This window comes from Chelatococcus reniformis, assembly GCF_014640075.1.
GTDB lineage: Bacteria > Pseudomonadota > Alphaproteobacteria > Rhizobiales > Beijerinckiaceae > Camelimonas > Camelimonas reniformis.
Genome location: NZ_BMGG01000002.1, coordinates 119,617 through 140,840, shown reverse-complemented (window position 1 = coordinate 140,840; position 21,224 = coordinate 119,617). Strand labels below are relative to the sequence as shown.

Below are 21,224 nucleotides of genomic sequence, written 5' to 3'. Positions count from 1 at the left end.
CGCGCAGCCGTGAAGGCCGGCCATACCGCGACAGGAACAATCACAATGGGAGGGATCGACATGAGACGACTGACTGCGGCGGCCGGTTTGGCCGGACTGATACTCGCGGCGCCCGCGCACGGGCAGGAGGCAGCTCCCGGGGTGAGCGCCAGCCACATCCGGCTCGGCAACACCGCGCCCTACAGCGGCCCCGCCTCGGCCTACGGCACCATCGCCAAGGCGGCCATCGCCTATTTCGACATGGTCAACGCCAACGGTGGCATCCACGGCCGCAAGGTCGAGATCGTCAGCCTCGACGACGGCTTCACCCCGCCCAAGGCGGTGGAGCAGACGCGCAAGCTGGTGGAACGCGACGACGTCCTCGCCATCTTCCTGCCGATCGGCACTCCGACGTCGTCGGCGACGCAGCCCTATCTCAACGCCAAGAAGGTGCCGCAGCTGTTCGTCTCGTCGGGCGCCTCCAAATGGAACCAGCCAAAGAAATACCCGTGGACCGTCGGCTGGAACGTCGATTATCCAACGGAAGGCCACATCTACGCCAAGTATATCCTCGCCACCGTCAAGGATCCGAAGATCGCCGTGCTCTACCAGAACGACGACTATGGCAAGGATATCCTGGCCGGCCTGAAGGAGGGCCTCGGCGATCAGGCCAAGGCCATCGTCGACACGGCGACCTACGAGCTTTCCGATGCCACGGTCGACTCGCCGATCTCCAAGCTGCGCAGCAGCGGCGCCAACGTCTTCATCAGCGCCACGACACCCAAATTCGCCGCACAATCGATCCGCGCCGTCGACGCGCTGGGCTGGAAGCCGCTGTTCATCGTGCCGAGCGTCAGCAATTCGGTGGACCCGGTGCTCACCGGTGCCGGCCTCGACAAGTCGGTGGGGATCATCTCCACCTCCTACGTCAAGCAGCCGACCGATCCGCAATGGCAGGACGCCCCCGACTTCAAGGCCTGGTCCGCCTTCATGGACAAGTATTATCCGGCCGGGGCCAAGAACGACTGGCTCAACCCCTACGCCTACGGCATGGCCTTCGCCATGCACCAGGCGCTCGACAAGGCCGGCCCCAATCCGACCCGCGAGACGCTGATGGCGGCGGTGGAGAGCATCCGCGACCTGGAGGTGCCGATGCTGCTGCCGGGCATCAAGGTCAGCATCTCCAAGGACGACCACGGCCCGATCAAGGCCATGCAGATGATGCGCTTCAACGGCAAGTCCTGGGAGATGCTCGGCGACCTGATCACGGGACGCTGACGCACCGGTCGATGGTTGGCCGGGCCAAGCCCGGCCATGACGGGGGCGTGAAGTGAAGATCCTTTGACTTCAACGTCATAGCCGGGCTCGACCCGGCTATCATCGACTTGGAAAGCGGGCAACTTGGAAACGCGGGCCCGGCCGGGGTCGTCGGCCCGCCGATCCCCTCAGGCGACCAGCTTCCAGGCCTCGATGGCACGGCCGCGGGCGCCGTCGCGGGACTTGATCGCTTCCGGCGAGGAGGCATTGCCGTCGAGGCCCCGCTTGTAGACGCCCTGGGCGATGGCGGCGAGGCGGAACAGCGAGAACGCCACGTAGAAGTTCCAGTGCTCGATCTCGCTGCGGCCGGTGCGGCGGCAGTAGGCCGCGACATATTCGTCCCTGGTCGGGATGCCGCTGGTGGCGAAGTCGATGTCGGCGAAGCCGTGCGGGCGCGTCTTCATGTAGTAGCCGACGCAGTTGTAGGCGACGTCCGCCAGCGGATGGCCCAACGTCGACAATTCCCAGTCGAGCACGCCGACGACGCGCGGCTCGGTCGGGTGGATGATCAGGTTGCCGAGCCGATAATCGCCATGGGAGATGGTGGTCGGATCCTCGTCCGGGATGTGCTGTGGCAGGTAGGCGATCAGCTTGTCCATCTCGGGGATGTCGTCGGTCTTCGCCGCCTCGTACTGGCTGATCCAGCGCTTGATCTGGCGGGCGATGTAGCTGCCCTCGCGCCCGTAGTCGCCCAGGCCGACGGCCCGGTAGTCGACCTGGTGCAGTCGGGCCAGCACGTCGTTCATCGAATCGAAGATCGCCGCGCGCTCGGCGGGCGTCAGGCCGGGCAGCGCCGCATCGGTGAAGATGCGGCCCGGCACCGCCTCCATGACGTAGAACATCGTGCCGATCACGCTCTCGTCGGTGCAGAGCACGACCGTGCGGGGCACCGGCACGTCGGTGTCGGCCAGCGCCGTGATGACGCGATATTCACGGTCGACCTGGTGGGCCGATTGCAGCAGCTTGCCCGGCGGCTTCTTGCGCAGGACGTAGTCGCGCCGGCCTTCGCCCTTGGTCTCCAGCGACAGGAAGAAGGTTGGGTTCGACTGGCCGCTACCGAACTGCGACAGCGTGAGACCGCCGGCGTAACCGGGCATGTGCTCCGCCAGATACCGCTCGAGCCTGCCGGCATCGAAGCGATGCTGCGGCAGGACGTCGGTCGTCTCCGCGTATGTTGCCACCCTCTTGCCTCCCTCGTCTTCCGGCTCTGCCGGCCTGTCCGGCTGCCGCGTGGATCGGGCCGGATGATGTGACGCACGCGCATCATGCGCCAGCCGGGCTGTAAGCCGGCGCGGCGTTCTCCACAAATGCAGTCGCCAGACTTTTATATCGTGTTATAAAAATCGCAACGGCGGACCGGAACGGCTCCGCGCCGCCGACACAGGCTGCACAGGCAGCCAAGCCGCCGCGACCGGGAGGAACGCATGGGAACGAGACACGTGTGCTTGGGAGCCGCTTTGGCAGTGATGGGCCTGCCCGGCCTGGCCGCCGGCGCCGCCGCGGCCGACAAGGTCACCTATGCCATCCCGACGGCGATCACCCAGCAGTATGCCGACCTGACATTCGGCATCACGCTCGGCTTCTTCGCCGATGAGGGGATCGATCTGCAGCTCGTCTCGCTGTCCAATACGCCGACCGTCCCGCAGGTCGCCAACAAGTCGCTGGTCTTCGCCAACAGCACGGCCGACGGACAGCTGCAGGCCCTGGCGAAAGGCGAGCGCATCGACGTACGCTTCTTCTACAACTACTTGCGCGGCTCCGTTTACACCTTCTCCGTCAAGGACGACAGCCCGATCGGGACGATCGCCGATCTGAAGGGCAAGAAGCTCGGCATCGGCGCGCTCACCTGGGGCAACATCCCGATGTCGCGCGCCATCCTCGCCGAGGCGGGCATCGCCTGGCAAAAGGACATCACCGTCGTGCCGATCGGCGTCGGGCCGGCTGCCTGGCGCCAGCTCCAGACCGGCCAGGTCGATGTCATGAACTATTACATCTCCGAGAACGAGAAGATGCGCACCGCGGGCATTGCGGTTCGCACCCTGCCCTACCCCGATCGGTACCGGCACATGTTCTCGTCCGCCCTGGTGGCCCACGTCGATATGATCCGCGACAAGCCCGATCTGCTGGCGCGCTTCGGCCGGGCGATGGCCAAGCTGTCGGTCGCCTGCAAGGCGGCCCGGGAGGCCTGCGCCCGCTCGTTCTGGCAGGTCTATCCGGCGACCAGGCCCACGCCGGACAAGGAGGCGGAGGCCCTGGCCCTCGGGGTCCGCCTGCTCGACGGCAACTACCAGTCGATCGGCTTCTTCCCCGACGGCAAGGAGGAGTGGGGCTCGTTCAAGCCGGACTCGTGGAATATCCACGTGCAGGTACTCGCCGACGGCGGCGTGCTGCCGCGCGCCGACCTGCCGGTCGAGACGCTCTACACCAACCAGTTCGTGCCCGAATTCAACAAGTTCGACCGGGACGCCGTGATCGCCAAGGCACGTGCGGCCGAGGCCAAGAACGACTGACAAGAAGGACTGACATGGCTGTCGCGGCATATGAACAGTTGCGTCCCACCGTGGTGCGTGCGGCGCCAACGCACCTGGAGGTCGCCGACGTCTCGTTGACCTATGAATCGCGCCGCGGGCGGGTGCCCGCGCTCGACCGGCTGTCGTTCGACGTGGCACAGGGTGCCTTCGTCTCCGTGCTCGGACCGTCGGGCTGTGGCAAGTCCACGCTGCTCAAACTGGCATCGGGCCTGCTCCGGCCCATGGCAGGCCGCATCCGACTGGCTGGCGAGCCCGTCACCGCGCCGCGCCGCGACGTCGGCATCGTCTTCCAGCAGCCGACTCTGCTGCCGTGGAAGACGGTGCTGGAGAACGTCCTGGTGCCGATCCGCGCCATGGGGCGCGACGCGTCCGCCGGCCGGGAGCGCGCCCTGGAGCTGCTGCGCCTCGTCAAGCTGGAGCCCTTCGCGGCCAACTATCCGCACGAGCTGTCCGGCGGCATGCAGCAGCGCGTCGGCATCGCCCGCGGGCTGATCCACGACCCGGCGCTGCTCCTCATGGACGAGCCGTTCGCCGCCCTCGACGCGATGACGCGCGAAACCATGATGGACGAGCTGCAGCGGATCTGGATGAGCACCGGAAAATCGGTGCTGTTCATCACCCACTCGATTCCGGAGGCGGTCTATCTCTCGGATCGCATCCTGGTGCTGTCGCCACGGCCGGGCAGATTATTGCATTCGGTCGACGTCGACCTGCCGCGGCCGCGCACGATCGAGACCATGGCCGATCCACGCTTCGTCGCGCTGGCCAGCCGTCTGCGCCAGGCCTTCGTCGCGATGGCGGAGCCGGCATGACGGCGGGAGGGATGCCGCGACGCCTGGCGGCCCGCATCGCCGGTCCCCTGGCCGCGCTCGGCCTGACCGCCGCTGCCTGGATGGCGCTGAAATGGCTGGGAGGTTTTCAGGACACGGTCCTGCCCGGCCCCGGGCAGGCGGTCGCCGCCTTGGCCGACGGGCTCACCTCGGGCGCCTATTGGCCTCACATCGGCTCCACGCTCGGTGCCGTCGCCATCGGCTATGCCGTCGGTGCCCTGATCGCCCTCGGCGTTGCCGCCCTGCTGGCGGTGTCGGCGACGGCCGAGCGCTTTTTGATGGTGCCGATCATCGCCTTCCAGTCGATCCCCAAGATCGCGCTCGGGCCATTGCTGTTCATCTGGGTCGGCTACGGCATGGGCGCGTCGGTGACGCTGGTCGTCCTGGCCTGCTTCTATCCCATCTTCGTCAACGCCTTCATTGCCCTGCGCGGCGTCGATCCCAACCTGATCGATCTCTACCGCGCCTGCGGGGCCGGGCGGCTGCGCATTCTGCTCGCGGTGCGCTTTCCCACCGCGGCGAGCCAGATCATGACCGGCCTCGAGGTCGCCGTCGTCTTCGCGCTGCTGGCCGCGGTGGTCATGGAGTTCGTGTCGGCCACCTCCGGGCTCGGCTTCCTGATCCAGAACGCGACGACGACCCTCGACACGCCGACCGCCTTCGCCGCCATCATCCTGCTGGCCCTGTCCGGCGTCCTCGCCAGTTCCCTGGTGCGCGGCGCCCGGCGCATCGTCGTGTTCTGGGAGACCGAGCGGCGCGACACGCACATGGAGGGCGCATGATGGAGCCCCGCCACGCGCTCGATGTCGTGAAGGCCGTCGTCCCACCGCTGGCGACCGGCGTCGTCATCGTCGCCGTCTGGGCCTGGGCGACGCGGCCGGGCGGCCTCGACGCCTTCGTGCTGCCGAGCCCGATGGCGGTGCTGCGCGCGCTCTATCAGGGCTGGATCGGCGGCACGTTGCTGCCGCACGCGCTGGCGACCGGCAAGGCGGCGCTCGGCGGCCTCGTCATCGGCGCGCTGGCCGGCCTGGCGAGCGGCGCGCTCATCGTTCTGATCCGGCCGCTCGAATACCTGATGATGCCGCTGGTGACGGCCTTGCAATCGGTGCCGAAGATCGCGCTCGCCCCGCTCATCATCTCCTATTTCGGCTTCGGCTTGGAATCGAAAGTTTTCACCGTCGCGCTGCTGTGCTTCTTCCCGCTGTTCGTGGCGGCCGCGACCGGCATGCGGGCGGTCGACCCGCGCCTGCTGGACATGTACCGCGCCTTCTCCGCCTCGCCCCTCCACATCCTGCTGCACGCACGCCTGCCGGCGGCAGCGCCCTACGTCTTCGGCGCGCTGCAGATCGCCGTGGTGCTGGCGCTGATCGGCTGCGTGGTGTCGGAGTTCGTGGCCTCGACCGAGGGGCTCGGCTTCATCATCAAGTCCGGCTCCGGCGAACTCGACATCGCCGGCATGTTCGCCGCCATCCTCAGCCTCTCGGCAATGGGCGTCGCCGCGGGGCTGCTGGTGAAAGAGGCTCAGCGCCGCATCGTCTTCTGGTCGTGAGCCGCCGGCGTTTAGAGCGATTTCGAGCGAAGTGGACGCCGGTTCGCGTGAAGAAAACGCGACAAAACAATCAGATAGAGCACTTCGGCGATTCGAAGAAACGCGGAAATGCTCTAGTTGGCGCGGCCCAGCGATCGTGACCGTGGGACCTGGCCACGGGTTCGTGGCATTCAAGGCGCTGGACGGTCGGGTCAGGCCCGATCATGACGTTGAGAATAAAAGACTTTCCGTCCCAATCTCGTCATGGTCGGTCTTGACCCGACATCCATCAGCTCGAGGGTCAAATTCGCCGCCACAGCCCCTTGCCGCGTCAGCGGAACAGCACCAGCGACTTGGATAGCGTGATCCACACGCCCCACAGGATCGGGATGCCGACGGCCGCCCAGGCCAGCGCCGCTTTGGCATCGAGGCCGCCGCGGCCGATGCCGAACGAGCCCGTCGGCCCGAGCGCCGCGCTCGCGCCCTTGGTCTGCAGCGCCGCCACCTCGGCGTCCTTCATGAACCAGCGCGCGGCCACCGGCCGGACCAGCAGGTTGCAGATGAAGCCGAGCACCAGCATGCCGGCCAGGATGTACATGGTGCGGTCGTAGACCTGGGCCCGCGGCACGCCAGCGGCGATCTGCGCCTCGCGGATATAGTTGACGACGACCGGCCCGATGATGCCCGCCGTCGACCAGGCGGTGAGCAGCCGGCCGTGGATGGCGCCGACGAACTGGGTGCCGAACATGTCGGCGAGGTAAGCCGGTACCGTGGCGAAGCCGCCACCGTACATGGACAGGATGATGCAGAAGAAGGCGACGAACAACGCCAGCGAACCGGCGTGCGCAGCCCACGGCGACAGCGCGTAGAGCAGGATGCCCAGGCCGAAGAAGGTGGCATAGGTCATCTTGCGGCCGATCTTATCGGACAATGACGCCCAGAAGAACCGGCCGGCGATGTTGAACAGCGACAAGAGGCCGACGAAGGCGGCGGCGATCGTCGCCACCATCCTGCGCTGGTCCGGATCGAGCGCGCCGAAGGTCACCTCCGGCCGGCCGATCAGCGAGCCGGCGAAGATCTCCTGGAGCATCGGCGAGGCCATGCCGATGACGCCGATGCCCGCCGAGACGTTGAGGCACAGCGCGGCCCAGATCAGCCAGAACTGCGGCGTCTTGTGCGCGTCCCTCAGATGGACGTTGCCGGTGGTGATCATGGCCTTCTGCGTCGCCGGTGGCGTCCAGCCCTCAGGCTTCCACCCGATCGGCGGAACGCGGTAACCGAAGGCGCCGGCCAGCATGAAGACGAAGTAGATCGCCGCCATGACCACGAACGTCTCCCAGACGCCGACCGAGGTCGGCGACTTGAAGGCGTTCATCAGCATGTCGGCGAGCGGCGAGCCGATCATGGCGCCGCCGCCGAAGCCCATGATCGCCATGCCGGTCGCCATGCCGCGCCGGTCGGGGAACCATTTGACCAGGGTCGACACCGGCGAGATGTAGCCGAGCCCCAGGCCGATGCCGCCGATGACGCCTGAGCCCAGCCACATCAGCCAGAGCTGGTGGAGATAGACGCCGAGGGCGGAGACCAGGAGGCCGCCGCACCAGCACAAGGTCGAGACGAAGGCCGCCTTGCGTGGACCTACCCGCTCCAGCCAGCCGCCCCAGATGGCCGCCGATGAGCCGAGCAGCACGAAGAACAGCGTGTACATCCAGCCCAGATCCGCCACCCTCCAGTCGCAGGCGGTGGTGAACAGGGCGGCGGCGAGTCCCATGTCGGCCGGACAGGCGACCGATTTGGTGATGCCGATGGCCTGGCCCAGCGGCAGCCAGAACACGCTGAAGCCATAGGCCATGCCGATGCAGAGATGGATGGCGAGCGCCGCCGGCGGCACCAGCCAACGGTTGAAGCCGGCCTTGGCGATGGTCCGCTCGCGGTCAAGCAGCCCCGGCTGCGGGGCGACCTGCCCCACACCTTGTGCAACGGTCATGATGGCTTCCCCCTTACGCTGATGGCCGGCCTAGAGCATTTCCGCGTTTCTTCGAATCGCCGAAATGCTCTATCTGTTTGTTTTGTCGCGTTTTCTTCACGCAAACCGGCGTCCACTTCGCTCGAAAACGCTCTAGACGCCCGGCTCCGGCTTGTGTCGTCCTCTGACGAGCGGCAGGGCCTTGCGAACCAAGGGCTGCAGCTCGCCGTCGTTCGCGGTGAAGGCGGCGAGGAAATCCTCGCGCATGCGCCAGCCCCAGAATTGGTTGATGTGCTCGGCGATGGACGACACCGCCTGCTCCTGGGGATAAGCGGCGAAGAAGCCGGCAATCTGAGCGGCCATGCGCGCCAGCTTGGCGCTGTCGTTGGCGGCCCCTGCCCGGCCGGGCCCCGTTGCAGCCGCGGTGCGATCGCTCATCGCTGCATCACCCTGCCCATTGTCGCCCGCGCAGTTGGCCCGGCCTCGCTGCTGCCGCCGTCCGGCGCAGCCAGCGCGCCCGTGAACACCACGGCGCCATCGCTGCGGGCGATGGCCACGAGGGTGAGGCCGAGGCGCTCCGCCCGCTCGATGGCGAGCGACGTCGGGGCCGAGATGGCGACCAGCGTGCCGGCGCCGAAGATCGCCGCCTTCTCCACCATCTCGAAGGACGCACGACTGGTGACCAGCACGAAGCCGTAAGCCGGGTCGATGCCGGCCCTGAGGCTCGCTCCGATCAGCTTGTCGAGGGCGTTGTGCCGGCCGACATCCTCGCGCGTCGCCAGGATGGCACCGTCGAGGCCGCACCAAGCGGCGGCGTGGACGGCATGGGTGAGCGCGTTGAGCGGCTGAAGGCGGGCCAGCGCCTCCAACGCCGTCGAGATGGCGGCGGCGGCGACGGGGGGGCCGCCGACGGGTCGCTGCTCGGCCATGGGCAGCTCGGACCTGTCCTCGACGCCGCACAGCCCGCACGAGGTGCGGCCCGTGAGGTTGCGCCGGCGCGCCAGGTGCTGGCGAAACCGGTCGGGCGCGAGGTCCACGGTGACGACCACGCCGTCCCGCTGCGGCTCGATCGCGACCTGGCGGATTTCGGCGGCCGAGCGGATGATGCCCTCGGTCAGGCTGAAGCCCGTGACGAAATCGTCGAGGTCGGCCGGGCTCGCCATCATCACCGCATAGGGCACCGCGCCGTAGACGATGCTGACCGGTATCTCGACCGCCACGTCCGCGGTGTGGGCCGCCGCGCCACGCGTGCCGGCCCATGCCTGGCCAGCGAAGCCGATCGGCTCGGCCGAGACCACGACGGACGCCGGGGGCTGCACGGGCGCGCTACTCTGCGGCATCCGCCAGGCGTCCTGCGATGCGCCGGAGCGAGACATCCTCTTCGCGGTTGCGCTCCTGCCAGGGGGAATAATGGTTGGTGCGCCGCACCTCGACCGCCGTCACCTTGTATTCCGGGCAGTTGGTGGCCCAATCCGAAAAGTCCGTGGTGATGACGTTGGCGCCGGTCACCGCGTGGTGAAACGTGGTGTAGACGACGCCCGGCTGCACGCGTTCGCTCACCTCGGCGCGCAGCGAGATGTCGCCGGAGCGGCTGGCCAGGGCCACGAGATCGCCCGTCCGGATGCCGCGGTTCTCGGCGTCGAACGGGTGGATCTCCAGCACGTCCTCCTCGTGCCAGACGTTGTTCATGGTGCGCCGGGTCTGGGCGCCCACGTTGTACTGCGAGAGAATGCGCCCGGTGGTCAGCAGCAGCGGAAAGCGCGGGCCGGCGCGCTCCTCGGTCGGCACGAACTCGGTGATCATGAAGCGGCCCTTGCCGCGCACGAAACGGTCGACGTGCATGAGCGGCGTGCCGGTCGGCGCCTTGTCGTTGCACGGCCACTGCACCGAACCCAGCCGCTCGAGCTTGTCGTAGGAGACCCCGGCGAAGGTCGGCGTCAGCCGCGCGATCTCGTCCATGATCTGGCTGGGGTGGGTGTAGCCCATCTCGTAGCCGAGCGCCCGGGCAAGGTCGATGGTCACCTGCCATTCCGACTTGCCCGCGAGCGGGGCCATCACCTGCCGCACACGGTTGATGCGACGCTCGGCGTTGGTGAAGGTGCCGTCCTTCTCCAGGAACGACGAGCCCGGCAGGAAGACGTGGGCGTATTTCGCCGTCTCGTTCAAGAACAGGTCCTGGATGACGACGCATTCCATGGCGGCGAGCCCTGCCGTGACGTGCTTGGTGTTGGGATCGGACTGGGCGATGTCCTCGCCCTGCACGTAGAGGCCCTTGAAGGTGCCGCCGACCGCCTCGTCGAGCATGTTGGGGATGCGCAGGCCGGGCTCGACGTCGAGCGGCACGCCCCACATCAGCTCGAACACCTGGCGGGTAGCATCGTCCGACACGTGCCGATAGCCGGAGAACTCGTGCGGGAACGAGCCCATGTCGCACGAGCCCTGCACGTTGTTCTGGCCGCGCAGCGGGTTCACGCCGACGCCGTCGCGGCCGATGTTGCCGGTCGCCATGGCGAGGTTGGCCATGGCCATGACCGTGGTCGAGCCCTGGCTGTGCTCGGTGACGCCGAGGCCGTAGTAGATCGCCCCGTTGCCGCCGCCGGCGAAGAGGCGGGCCGCGCCTCGCACCTCGGCGGCCGGGACGCCGGTGAACTCTTCCGTCGCCTCCGGCGAGTTGCGTTCGTCGGCGATGAAGCGTGCCCACACCTCGAAGTCGGCCAGGTCGCACCGCTCGCGCACATAGTCCTCGGCGACCAGCCCCTCGGTCACCACCACATGGGCGATGGCGTTGATCAGGGCGACATTGGTGCCGGGCTTGAGCTGGAGGTGATGGTCGGCGGCGACATGCGGGGTCTTGACCAGATCGATGCGGCGTGGATCGGCCACGATCAGGCGGGCACCCTGGCGCAGACGCTTCTTCATGCGCGAGGCGAACACCGGATGGCCGTCGGTCGGGTTGGCGCCGATGACCAGGATCACGTCCGCCTTGGCCACCGACTTGAAGTCCTGGGTGCCGGCGGAGGTGCCGAGCGTAGTCTTGAGCCCGTAGCCGGTGGGCGAGTGGCAGACGCGGGCGCAGGTGTCCACGTTGTTGTTGCGGAAGGCGGCGCGCACCAGCTTCTGCACCAGGAACACCTCCTCGTTGGTGCAGCGCGAGGAGGTGATGGCGCCGACCGAATCCTTGCCGTACGCCGCCTGGATGCGCCTGAACTCGGCGGCGGCGTAGTCGATCGCCTCCTCCCACGAGACCTCGCGCCACGGGTCGGTGATCCGCTCACGGATCATCGGCTTGGTGATGCGATCCTCATGGGTGGCATAGCCCCAGGCGAAGCGCCCCTTGACGCAGGAATGGCCCTCGTTGGCCTTGCCATCCTTGTAGGGCACCATGCGCACCACGCGGTCGCCCTGCATCTCGGCCTTGAACGAGCAGCCGACGCCGCAATAGGCGCAGGTGGTGACCTTGGAATGCTCGGGCTGGCCGAGCTCGATGACCGACTTCTCCATCAGCGTCGCGGTCGGGCAGGCCTGCACGCAGGCGCCGCAGGAGACGCATTCCGAGCCCAGGAAATCTGTGCCGCCGGCGGAGACGCGGCTATCGAAACCACGGCCGGAGATGGTGAGCGCGAAGGTGCCCTGCACCTCTTCGCAGGCCCGCACGCAGCGATTGCAGACGATGCATTTGGACGGATCGTAGGTGAAGTACGGGTTCGACGCGTCCTTGCCCAGGAACAGCGGGTTGGCTTCGGCCAGCGCCGCACCAGGGACGACATGGTTGGCGCCGTCGTAGCCGTAGCGCACCTCGCGCAGGCCGACGGCGCCTGCCATGTCCTGCAGCTCGCAATCGCCGTTGGCCGAGCAGGTCAGGCAGTCGAGCGGATGGTCGGAGATGTAGAGCTCCATGACCCCCTTGCGCAGGCCGCGCACCCGGTCGGTCTGGGTGCGCACCACCATGCCCTCCTCGGCGGGCGTGGTGCACGAGGCCGGCGTGCCGCGGCGCCCTTCGATCTCCACCAGGCAGAGCCGGCAAGAGCCGAACGGCTCGAGCGAATCGGTGGCGCACAGCTTCGGGATCCTGGTGCCGAGGCTCATGGCCGCCGCCATGACCGAGGTGCCGGCCGGCACGGTGACGCTCTCACCGTCGATGGTCAGCGTCACCTGCTGCTCCGCGACCCGGATCGGCGTGCCGAAATCGATCTCCTTGATCAGGCTCATGGCGCCTTCCTCACTCGGCCGCCGCCGACAGAGCCGGCGGGTCGAAATCTTCGGGAAAATGGGTCAACGCGCTCATCACCGGCATGGGGGTCAGGCCGCCCATGGCGCAAAGCGACGCATCGGTCATCAGATGGCTCAAGTCGCGCAGCACGTCGATGTTCGCGGGCCTGTCCTCGCCGGCGATGATGCGATCCATGGTCTCGGCGCCGCGCACCGCGCCGATGCGGCAGGGCGTGCACTTGCCGCAGCTCTCCTTGGCGCAGAAGGCGAAGGCGAAGCGCGCCTGGTGGGCCATGTCGACGCGGTCGTCGAAGACGACGATGCCGCCGTGCCCGAGCATGCCGCCCACGGCGGCGAGCGCCTCGTAGTCGAGCGGCGTGTCGAGCAGGTGCTCCGGCAGATAGGCGCCGAGCGGGCCGCCGACCTGCACGGCCCGCACCGGCCGGCCCGTGAGCGTACCGCCGCCGAAGCCCTCGACCAATGTCCTCAGGCTCACGCCGAACGCCAGCTCGATGAGGCCGCCACGCCTGACGTTGCCGGCAAGCTGCACCGGCATGGTGCCGCGCGAGCGCCCCATGCCGACCCCGGCATAGGCCTCCGCACCGTGCGCCAGGATCCACGGCACGCTCGCCAGCGACAGCACGTTGTTGACCACCGTCGGCTGGCCGAACAGGCCCGCGAGCGCCGGCAGCGGCGGCTTGGCGCGCACGATCGCGCGCTTGCCCTCCAGGCTCTCCAGCAGCGAGGTCTCCTCGCCGCAGATGTAGGCGCCGGCGCCGACCCGCACCTCGAGCCGGAAGGCGTGGGGCGAGCCGAGCACCGATGCGCCCAGCACACCGCCCCGTTCCGCCGCCACGATGGCGCGCCGCAGCGTGCGGGCCGCGTGGGGGTATTCGGAACGGACGTAGATGTAGCCCTGGGTGGCGCCGACGGCGACAGCGGCAATCGCCATGCCTTCGATCAGCACGAAGGGGTCGCCTTCCATCAGCATGCGGTCGGCGAAGGTGCCGCTGTCGCCCTCGTCGGCATTGCAGACGATGTACTTCCGCTCCGCCTCGGCCGCGAGCACCGTCTTCCACTTGATGCCGGTGGGGAAGCCGGCGCCGCCGCGGCCGCGCAGGCCCGAGGCGCGCACGGCCTCGACGATCTCCGCCGGCGCCATGGCGAGCGCCCGGGTCAGGCCAGCGAGACCGCCCTGGGCGCGGTAGTCGGCAAGCGACAAGGGATCGGTGACGCCGACGCGGGCGAACGTGAAGCGCTCCTGGCGCGGCATCCACGCCAGCGCATCGGTCGGACCGAGATGGAGCGGATGCGCCCCGCCGGCGAGAAAGTCGCCGTCGAACAGCGCCGCCACGTCGCCGGCCGCGACCGGCCCGTAGGCGATGCGCCGGCCGGCGACCTCGACCTCCACCAGGGGCTCCAGCCACAACATGCCGCGGCTGCCGGTGCGGACGATGTCGACGCAGAGGCCGCGGGCCGCCGCCTCCGCTGCAATGGCGCAGGCCACGGCCTCGGCGCCGACCGAAAGCGCGGCCGCATCGACGGGCACGAAAACGCGCGTCGTCGCCGCGCTCATGGCGCCGCCCTCCCGGCCGCCCCCGGTGGTAGCTCCTGCACGCGCGCCGGCGCGGCGCCGTCGCAAAGCGCCATCAGACGCGGTGCATCGAGCCGGCCGATCAATTGGTCGCCCACCAGCGCCGCGGGCCCCAGCGCGCAATTTCCCAGGCAATAGACGGTCTCGACGACCAGGTCGGCCGCGCCGTGCTGGTCAACGACAATGCCGCGGCTGCGGGCGAGCTCTGCCACCAGACTTTCGCATCCCAGCGCCTGGCAGGCCTCGGCACGGCAGAGCTTTATGATTCGCGCGGGCGGTGGCCCCTCGCGAAAATCGTCATAGAAGGTGATGGCACCGTGCACCTCGGCGCGCGAGACGTTCAATGCGTCAGCGATCAGCGGCACGGCCGCCGAATCGATGTAGCCGAACTCCTCCTGAAGAGCGTGCAGCACCGGCAGCATGGCGCCTTCAAGCCCGCTGAGGCGCGCAACGAGCTGCTGCGCAACATCCGCATTCCAAGGCGCGTAGCCGCCCATTCTACCTCCGCCGGCACGTCCGTCCCGTCCAATTTGGGCGGGCAATGCCCGTGTTTCAAACGACCCGCCCCGTGGGCGAGGCACGTGAGCCCCGCGATGGGATCGTGCCCGTCTTTGGAATGAATTCAAATTGATTGTTACTAATATTTGATAGCCCCTGCCTATCACAAGGGCGCCGGGCGACGCCTATGCGACAAAGGTCGAAGCGACGGCAGGGCCGGTTCGCGGCCATTGCCAGACAGGCCGCGTTCGTGACGGCCAGCGCGCGGCGATATAGGGAGGCTATCAGATGTCGGCCAACGAGGCGCCGACGAGCCCCCGAGCCGCCAGCCGGCCAAGCGTGTCCAGCCGACGGGCGACCGGGCGCGACGGGGCCGATCGGCCCCCATACGGCGACGGCGAAGGGCGACGGCACATAGTTGAGGACAGTCGGATTCGAGAGCCGGCGATATTCACATACCTGTCATCCCGGCTGGTTAACCATCGGCTCGACCAGTCCTAGGCGACGGATGGCTTTGCCTCAGCAATGCGCCTGCGCTCTCCTGAGGACGGCTCAGATGCGTTCGCTGAAGTGTTGAGAGTTGCCTTGCATCTCGCGAGGCAAATCGCCCCTGCCCGTCCCATGACAGCAAGAGAGGATGCGATGTCTGACGTGTACTTCGACGAGACCGGGCCGCAAGAGGACCTGATCGCGGCGAGTGTCGCCGGAGACGCAGCGGACATCGGGGGCGATGACTTTACCCGGATCTATACGATCCAGGGCAGTGGTCACCTTTCCGCGCTGGACGGCTCGACCGTGACCACCCGCGGCGTCGTCACCGCCATCGACAGCAACGGCTTCTACATCCAGGATCCCACGGGCGACGGCGACGCTGCGACCTCCGACGGTGTCTTCGTGTTCACGAACTCCGCGCCGACCGTCACGGCCGGGCAGTTCGTCCAGGTCACCGGCCGGGTCGACGAGTTCATCCCGAACGGTGCGGCAGCGGGCAGCCTCTCCACGACGGAGATCGTGGCAACCGGCGCAAGCGCAGTCCAGGTCCTCGCCGAGGCGGCCTCCGCACCGGCGATCCTGCCTGTCCAGATCGGCGGCGTTGACGGCCTCCTTCCCCCGACCGAGAGCCTGGTGGCCGGGGCCAAGTTCTTCGAGAGCCTCGAGGGCATGCTGGTGACCGTGAACGAGGCGGTCGTCGTCGGCCCCACGAACGGCTTCGGCGAGATCTTCACGGTGGTCGACGACGGCGACGCCACCAACGGCACCAGCGCCACCGGCGACACGGATGGCGGCAACCTCCTGCTGACACCGGGGTTCGGCGACTTCGGCGATCAGAACACCTCCGGCGGCGACTTCAATCCCGAGCGCATCCAGATCGACGACGATTCGGGCGTGCTGGCAGGGTTCGTGAGCCCGGACGCCGACGTCGGGGCTCAGCTCGCCGACGTCACCGGCGTCGTCAACTACGACTTCGGCAGCTATCAGATCACCCCCACCCAGGCCTATTCGGTCGCCGTGGAGAGCACGCTCGAGAAGGAGAGCGGCACGCTCGAGGGCAGCGCCAGCAAGCTGCTGGTCGCAAGCTACAATGCCGAGAACCTCGATCCCTCGGACGGCGCGGCGCGCTTCCAGCTGATCGCCGAGGAGATCCTCGGTTCGCTGAATGCGCCCGACATCGTGGCGCTCCAGGAGATCCAGGACAACGACGGGCCCGGCAATGCCGCCGGCTCGGCCGTAACCTCGGCCTCCGCCACGCTGGGGATGCTCGTCGATGCGCTCAACGCGGCAGCGCCCGCCGGCGTCTCCTACGCCTGGATCGACAACCCCTTCATCGGCGACGACACCAACGGCGGCGAGGGCGGCGGCAACATCCGCAACGCCTTCCTGTATCGCACCGACCGCGTCGACTTCGTCGACGGCTCGCTTGCCACGATCGCGGCCGACGGCAGCGCGATCTCGGCAGCCGACGTGGGACAGCAGACCAATCCGGACAACCCCTTCTTCGACTCGCGTCCGCCGCTGGTCGCCACCTTCACGTTCAACGGGGAGGACGTGACGCTCGTCAACAACCACTTCACCTCCAAGGGCGGCAGCGGGCCGCTGCTCGGCTCCGACCAGCCGCCGCTCAACGCCGGCGAGGTGCAGCGCGCCGCCCAGGCCCAGGCCGTGAACAACTTCGTCGACAACCTGCTCGGGCAGGACGCGGATGCGAAGGTCATCGTGGCCGGCGACCTCAACGAATTCCCGTCGGAAGAGCCGATGCAGGTCATCAAGGGCCTGGCGAATGTCTCAAACTACGACGTCCCCGGCAACGCCCCGATCGATGCCATGGCCGACTACGTGCCCGGCGGCACGCAGGTTCTGTCGGACCTGATGGATCTGCTGCCCGAGGACGAGCGCTACGACTACGTCTTCGAAGGCAACTCCGAGACGCTCGACCATCTCCTGGTGACGCAGGGCCTTCAGAGCGGCGCCGCATTCGATGTCGTGCACATCAATGGGGAGTTCGCCGACCAGACCAGCGATCACGATCCTCTTCTTGCGAGCTTTACCATCATGCCTTCCGAAATCGACGGAATCGACATCCTGGACCAGGCCGACTCGACCCTGACCGGCTCGACCGGTGCGCTCGAGGCGACGAACGAGCTCGATACGAGCGTCCTCGGCACCTACGCTACCGGGAGCGGCTCCGGCTCGGCCGAGGTGATCGCCTTCGAGGCGTCCACCGACCGCCTGTTCGTCATGAACAACGTGACCGACCGGGTCGAGATCGTGAGCATGGCCGATCCCGCCAACCCGACCAAGGTCGGCGAGATCGATGTCGCCGCACTCGTTGCCGGCTACGACGCGAGCGAGGACGGCAGCGGCATGAACTCGATCGCGATCGCGAACGGCATCCTGGCCGTCGCCATCGAGGCGCCGACGAAGTCGGATCCGGGCACCGTCGCCCTGTTCTCGACCGCGGACGGCAGCCTGCTCAAGACGCTCACCGTGGGGTCCCTGCCGGACATGCTGACCTTCACGCCGGACGGTATGAAGCTGCTCGTCGCCAACGAGGGCGAAAACCCGGACGAGGGCGAGGTGGAGTCACCCGGTTCCATCTCGATGATCGACCTGTCGGCCGGCGCCGCCGCTGCGACCGTCAGCACCGTAGGCTTCGATGCGCTCGACGGCTATGAGGATGGCCTGCGCGAGGCCGGCGTGCGGATCTATGCGGGGCTCTCCGCCTCGACCGCTTTGGAGCCCGAATATATCGACATCTCGGCCGACGGCACGACCGCCTTCGTCACGCTGCAAGAGAACAATGCCGTCGCGACCTTCGATATTTCGGGCTCCGCGCCCGTTCTGAAGTCGGTCCTGCCGCTCGGCTACGTGGACCATGCGCTGGCCGGCAACGAGGGGGATTTCTCCGATCGGGACGGCGCCGGCACCGGGGGCGACAGCGAAGGCGCGGTCAACATCGTCACGGCCCAGATCAAGGGCCTGCTGATGCCCGATGCGATCGCGACCTGGACCCTCAACGGCGTCACCTACTTCGCGACCGCCAACGAGGGCGACAGCCGCGTCGACGGCAGCGACGAGGCGCGTCTCAGCAGCCTCGACCTCAACGACGACGTCTTCGGCGCGGATGAGGCGGCGCTGAAGAGCGAGGATCTTGCCGGGCGCCTCACCGTCTCAGCGATCGACGGCGACACCGATCCGACCAAGGCCGGCTACGAGGACATCTACACCTTCGGCGGCCGCGGCATGACGATCTTCCGGCAGAACGACGACGGCACCATCACCAAGGTCTCCGACACCGGCGGCGAGTTCGAGAAGATCATCGCCAAGCTGGCGCAGGATCCGAACTCCGGGGTCGTGTTCAACACCAACGGCGAGGACGAGGAGCCGAGCTTCGACAATCGCTCCGACAACAAGGCCGGCGAGCCGGAGGGCATTGACGTCGCTCAGATCGGCGATCAGGTCTACGCCTTCGTCGGTCTCGAGCGTCAGGGCGGCGTGATGATCTACAACGTCACCGATCCCGAAGAGCCCACCTACGTGAAGTACCTGGCGCCCACGACGAACGACCGGGGGCCGGAGATCATCAAATACGTGGCGGCCGCCGACAGCCCGACGGGCGAGGGCATGCTGCTCGTCGCCAACGAGTACAGCGGCACGGTGACCTCCTACGCGGTCGACCTGCCGGCGACGGAACCCGAGACCTTCCGGCTCCAGATCCTGCACGCGTCCGACTTCGAAGCCGGCCTTGACGCCGTCGACCGGGCCGGCAACTTCGCCGCGATCGTCGACTATCTCGAGGATACGCAGGAGAACTCGATCACGCTCTCCTCGGGCGACAACTTCCTCCCCAGCCCGTTCTTCAGTGCCGGCGGCGATCCGGCCCTGAAGGAAGTCTACGAGACGGCGCTGGAGGACTATTACAACCTGGCGCCCGGCACGCTGAACATCACGCCCGGTTTCGGCACCGCCGACATCTCGATGCTCAACATCATCGGCGTGCAGGCCTCGGCGATCGGCAACCACGAGTTCGACGCGGGCACCAACCCGCTCGCCGCGATCATCCGGCAGAACGCCGGCTACCCGGGCGCTCAGTTCCCGTACCTCTCGGCCGATCTCGACTTCTCGGGCGACGGCAATCTCAACCCGCTCTACACGAGCGAGATCAAGGGTGCCGAGACGTTCAACGCCATCGGCGCCAAGATCGCGCCGGCCGCCATCATCACCGAGAACGGCGAGAAGATCGGTGTCGTCGGCGCTACGACCCAGATCGTCGAAAGCATCTCTTCGACCGGCGGCGTCGAGGTCATCGGGCCGGACGAGGACGACATGGCCGCCCTCGCGGCCGTCCTTCAGCCCACCATCGACGCGCTCCTGGCCCAGGGAATCAATAAGATCGTCCTGGTCTCGCACCTCCAGCAACTGAGCCTCGAGAAGGCGCTCGCGCCCCTCCTGCACGGTGTCGACGTCATCGTGGCGGGCGGCTCGCACACGCTCCTCGCCGATAGCGAGGACGTGGCGCGCGGCCTGCACCCCGGCGATACCGCCGTCGACACCTACCCGCTCGTGACGACCAACGCCGACGGCAAGACCACCGTCATCGTCAACACCGACAGCGAGTATTCCTATGTCGGGCGGCTGGTGGTGGACTTCGACCAGAACGGCGACGTTATCGCCGACAGCATCGACGCCAATGTGAGCGGCGCCTTCGCGACCACCGACGCGGGAGTCGCTGCCCTCTATGCCAATGCCATCGACATCGACGGCGACGGCGAGGTGGACACCGATCCCTTCGAGGAGGGGAGCCGCGGCGATCTCGTCAATGACATCGCCCAGGGCGTCGGCGCCATCATCGACCAGCAGGACGGGAACACCTTCGGCCGGACCGACGTCTATCTCGAGGGCCGTCGCGGCGAGGTTCGGACCGAGGAGACCAATCTCGGCAACCTGTCGGCCGATGCGAACCTCTGGTACGCGCAGCAGGTCGACGAGGCCGTCCTCGTCTCGATCAAGAACGGCGGCGGCATCCGCGACTCGATCGGCATGATCAACGCCGACCCGAACAATCCTCAGGAATTGCCGCCGGCGGCGAACCCGGACGTCGGCAAGGAGCAGGGCGACGTCTCGCAGCTCGACATCGCCAACTCGCTGCGCTTCAACAACGCCCTGTCGCTGATCACGGTCACGCCGGAGCAGATGCTCGAAGTGCTCGAGCATGCGGTCGAGGCGACGGCGGCTGGCGCCACGCCCGGCCAGTTCGCCCAGATCGGCGGCATCTCCTACAGCTTCGACAAGGACCTGCCGGCCGGCGAGCGTGTCGTGTCGGCCGCGCTCATCGACGACAACGGCGTCCCGACGACCGTCATCGTGCGCGACGGCGAAGTGGTCGATGATGCCCCCGAGGCCATTCGCCTCGTGACCCTGAGCTTCCTGCTGGAGGGCGGCGACGGCTATCCGTTCCAGGACTTCATCAACGCCGATCCGACTTTCGCCAATGTCGTCGACCTGACGCCGGACGTCGTGCCGGACGATGGCCAGGTGGCCAGCTTCGCCGCGGAAGGGACCGAGCAGGACGCCCTCGCCGAATACATGGACGAATTCTACACCGAGACCGCCTATGCCGAGGCGGACACCACGGCCGCCGACGACACGCGCATCCAGAACCTCGACGTCCGCGAGGACACGGTGTTCGACGGCATCGACGAGGGTGGCGGCGGCCTCAATTCGGTCATCGGCACCGACGAGAGCGAGCTGCTGATCGGCGCGGACGGTGCCGACCGCGTGGACGCGAAGGGTGGCGCGGACGTCGTCCAGGCGCTCGGCGGCAACGACGGGATCTACGGCGGGACGGGCGACGACGTGCTCCTGGGCGGCGCCGAGAACGACACCATCTTCGGCGGCACCGGCGGCGACAGGCTGCTGGGGGGCGCCGGCGATGACCGCCTGGTGGGTGGGGCCGGCAACGACGTGCTGTACGGTGATCTGGGCAACGACACCTTCGTCTTCCGGGTGGGCGACGACTTCGACACCGTCCTGAACTTCCAGGCCGGCGGCGATGTGGTCGAGCTGGCGGCCGGCGAGTTCAGCGACTTCGCCGCGCTCCAGGCGGGTGGGCTCCAGGACAGCTACATGGGCGCCCAGATCACCTATGACGATGGTTCGACGATCACGCTCATGGGGGTCAAGGCAGCCAGCCTCGGCGCCAGCAACTTCCACTTCGCTTAGATGTGAGCGGTCCTGACGGCAGCGCTGACGCCGCGTCGACAGCTCTACGAAG

Annotated in this window: 13 protein-coding genes; 6 read left to right on the top strand and 7 right to left on the bottom strand. The window is 67.7% G+C overall.

Annotated features, from left to right (window positions below):
* The first annotated feature begins 60 nt into the window (after window positions 1–60).
* A complete protein-coding gene (locus IEW34_RS05240) occupies window positions 61–1,257 on the top strand; it encodes an ABC transporter substrate-binding protein (RefSeq protein ID WP_244641802.1) in 1,197 nt (398 codons plus the stop codon).
* Between the two features lie 167 nt (window positions 1,258–1,424).
* On the opposite strand, the gene IEW34_RS05235 is transcribed toward IEW34_RS05240, so the two are convergent.
* A complete protein-coding gene (locus tag IEW34_RS05235; protein ID WP_244641801.1) occupies window positions 1,425–2,477 on the bottom strand; it encodes a phosphotransferase in 1,053 nt (350 codons plus the stop codon).
* Between the two features lie 243 nt (window positions 2,478–2,720).
* Here IEW34_RS05235 and IEW34_RS05230 point away from each other — a divergent pair, with 243 nt between their 5' ends.
* From IEW34_RS05230 to IEW34_RS05215, 4 genes are read left to right on the top strand one after another with little or no spacing between them, the layout of a single operon-like run.
* Window positions 2,721–3,806 carry an ABC transporter substrate-binding protein gene (locus tag IEW34_RS05230; RefSeq protein ID WP_188608107.1) on the top strand — a complete coding sequence of 362 codons (1,086 nt, stop codon included), beginning with the start codon at window positions 2,721–2,723 and terminating at the stop codon, window positions 3,804–3,806.
* A 14-nt stretch (window positions 3,807–3,820) separates the two neighbouring features.
* Window positions 3,821–4,639, top strand: a complete 819-nt coding sequence (locus IEW34_RS05225) for an ABC transporter ATP-binding protein (RefSeq protein ID WP_188608106.1) — start codon at window positions 3,821–3,823, stop codon at window positions 4,637–4,639.
* Window positions 4,636–5,439 (top strand): ABC transporter permease, encoded by an 804-nt coding sequence (locus IEW34_RS05220; protein WP_188608105.1) that lies wholly within the window; start codon window positions 4,636–4,638, stop codon window positions 5,437–5,439. Before IEW34_RS05225 ends, IEW34_RS05220 begins: the two co-directional genes overlap by 4 nt.
* Window positions 5,436–6,206, top strand: a complete 771-nt coding sequence (locus IEW34_RS05215; protein ID WP_188608104.1) for an ABC transporter permease — start codon at window positions 5,436–5,438, stop codon at window positions 6,204–6,206. Before IEW34_RS05220 ends, IEW34_RS05215 begins: the two co-directional genes overlap by 4 nt.
* A gap of 310 nt (window positions 6,207–6,516) precedes the next feature.
* On the opposite strand, the gene IEW34_RS05210 is transcribed toward IEW34_RS05215, so the two are convergent.
* The 6 genes from IEW34_RS05210 to IEW34_RS05185 form a co-directional block, all read right to left on the bottom strand.
* On the bottom strand, window positions 6,517–8,172 hold the full coding sequence (locus IEW34_RS05210; protein WP_188608103.1) for an OFA family MFS transporter: 1,656 nt from the start codon (window positions 8,170–8,172) through the stop codon (window positions 6,517–6,519).
* A gap of 132 nt (window positions 8,173–8,304) precedes the next feature.
* Window positions 8,305–8,589, bottom strand: a complete 285-nt coding sequence (locus IEW34_RS05205; RefSeq protein WP_188608102.1) for a formate dehydrogenase subunit delta — start codon at window positions 8,587–8,589, stop codon at window positions 8,305–8,307.
* A complete protein-coding gene (fdhD, locus tag IEW34_RS05200; protein ID WP_188608101.1) occupies window positions 8,586–9,491 on the bottom strand; it encodes a formate dehydrogenase accessory sulfurtransferase FdhD in 906 nt (301 codons plus the stop codon). Before fdhD ends, IEW34_RS05205 begins: the two co-directional genes overlap by 4 nt.
* Window positions 9,478–12,360 carry a formate dehydrogenase subunit alpha gene (gene fdhF, locus IEW34_RS05195; protein ID WP_188608100.1) on the bottom strand — a complete coding sequence of 961 codons (2,883 nt, stop codon included), beginning with the start codon at window positions 12,358–12,360 and terminating at the stop codon, window positions 9,478–9,480. Before fdhF ends, fdhD begins: the two co-directional genes overlap by 14 nt.
* A 10-nt stretch (window positions 12,361–12,370) precedes the next feature.
* Window positions 12,371–13,936: a formate dehydrogenase beta subunit gene (locus IEW34_RS05190; protein WP_188608099.1), complete on the bottom strand. Its 1,566-nt coding sequence runs from the start codon at window positions 13,934–13,936 to the stop codon at window positions 12,371–12,373.
* Window positions 13,933–14,451, bottom strand: coding sequence for an NAD(P)H-dependent oxidoreductase subunit E (locus IEW34_RS05185; protein WP_188608098.1), 519 nt, complete (start codon window positions 14,449–14,451; stop codon window positions 13,933–13,935). The genes IEW34_RS05190 and IEW34_RS05185 overlap by 4 nt, the downstream gene beginning before the upstream one ends.
* Window positions 14,452–15,094: 643 nt before the next feature.
* On the opposite strand from IEW34_RS05185, the gene IEW34_RS30460 reads away from it, so the two are divergent.
* Window positions 15,095–21,172 carry a choice-of-anchor I family protein gene (locus IEW34_RS30460; protein WP_244641800.1) on the top strand — a complete coding sequence of 2,026 codons (6,078 nt, stop codon included), beginning with the start codon at window positions 15,095–15,097 and terminating at the stop codon, window positions 21,170–21,172.
* Window positions 21,173–21,224: the final 52 nt, after the last annotated feature.

Excerpts from the sequence above, each read along its gene's own strand:
- IEW34_RS30460 (WP_244641800.1), top strand. The coding sequence starts at position 15,095 with ATGTCTGACGTGTACTTCGACGAGACCGGGCCGCAAGAGGACCTGATC.
- IEW34_RS05210 (WP_188608103.1), bottom strand. The coding sequence starts at position 8,172 with ATGACCGTTGCACAAGGTGTGGGGCAGGTCGCCCCGCAGCCGGGGCTG.
- IEW34_RS05215 (WP_188608104.1), top strand. The coding sequence starts at position 5,436 with ATGATGGAGCCCCGCCACGCGCTCGATGTCGTGAAGGCCGTCGTCCCA.
- IEW34_RS05190 (WP_188608099.1), bottom strand. The coding sequence starts at position 13,936 with ATGAGCGCGGCGACGACGCGCGTTTTCGTGCCCGTCGATGCGGCCGCG.
- IEW34_RS05185 (WP_188608098.1), bottom strand. The coding sequence starts at position 14,451 with ATGGGCGGCTACGCGCCTTGGAATGCGGATGTTGCGCAGCAGCTCGTT.
- IEW34_RS05220 (WP_188608105.1), top strand. The coding sequence starts at position 4,636 with ATGACGGCGGGAGGGATGCCGCGACGCCTGGCGGCCCGCATCGCCGGT.
- fdhD (WP_188608101.1), bottom strand. The coding sequence starts at position 9,491 with ATGCCGCAGAGTAGCGCGCCCGTGCAGCCCCCGGCGTCCGTCGTGGTC.
- fdhF (WP_188608100.1), bottom strand. The coding sequence starts at position 12,360 with ATGAGCCTGATCAAGGAGATCGATTTCGGCACGCCGATCCGGGTCGCG.
- IEW34_RS05205 (WP_188608102.1), bottom strand. The coding sequence starts at position 8,589 with ATGAGCGATCGCACCGCGGCTGCAACGGGGCCCGGCCGGGCAGGGGCC.
- IEW34_RS05230 (WP_188608107.1), top strand. The coding sequence starts at position 2,721 with ATGGGAACGAGACACGTGTGCTTGGGAGCCGCTTTGGCAGTGATGGGC.
- IEW34_RS05240 (WP_244641802.1), top strand. The coding sequence starts at position 61 with ATGAGACGACTGACTGCGGCGGCCGGTTTGGCCGGACTGATACTCGCG.
- IEW34_RS05225 (WP_188608106.1), top strand. The coding sequence starts at position 3,821 with ATGGCTGTCGCGGCATATGAACAGTTGCGTCCCACCGTGGTGCGTGCG.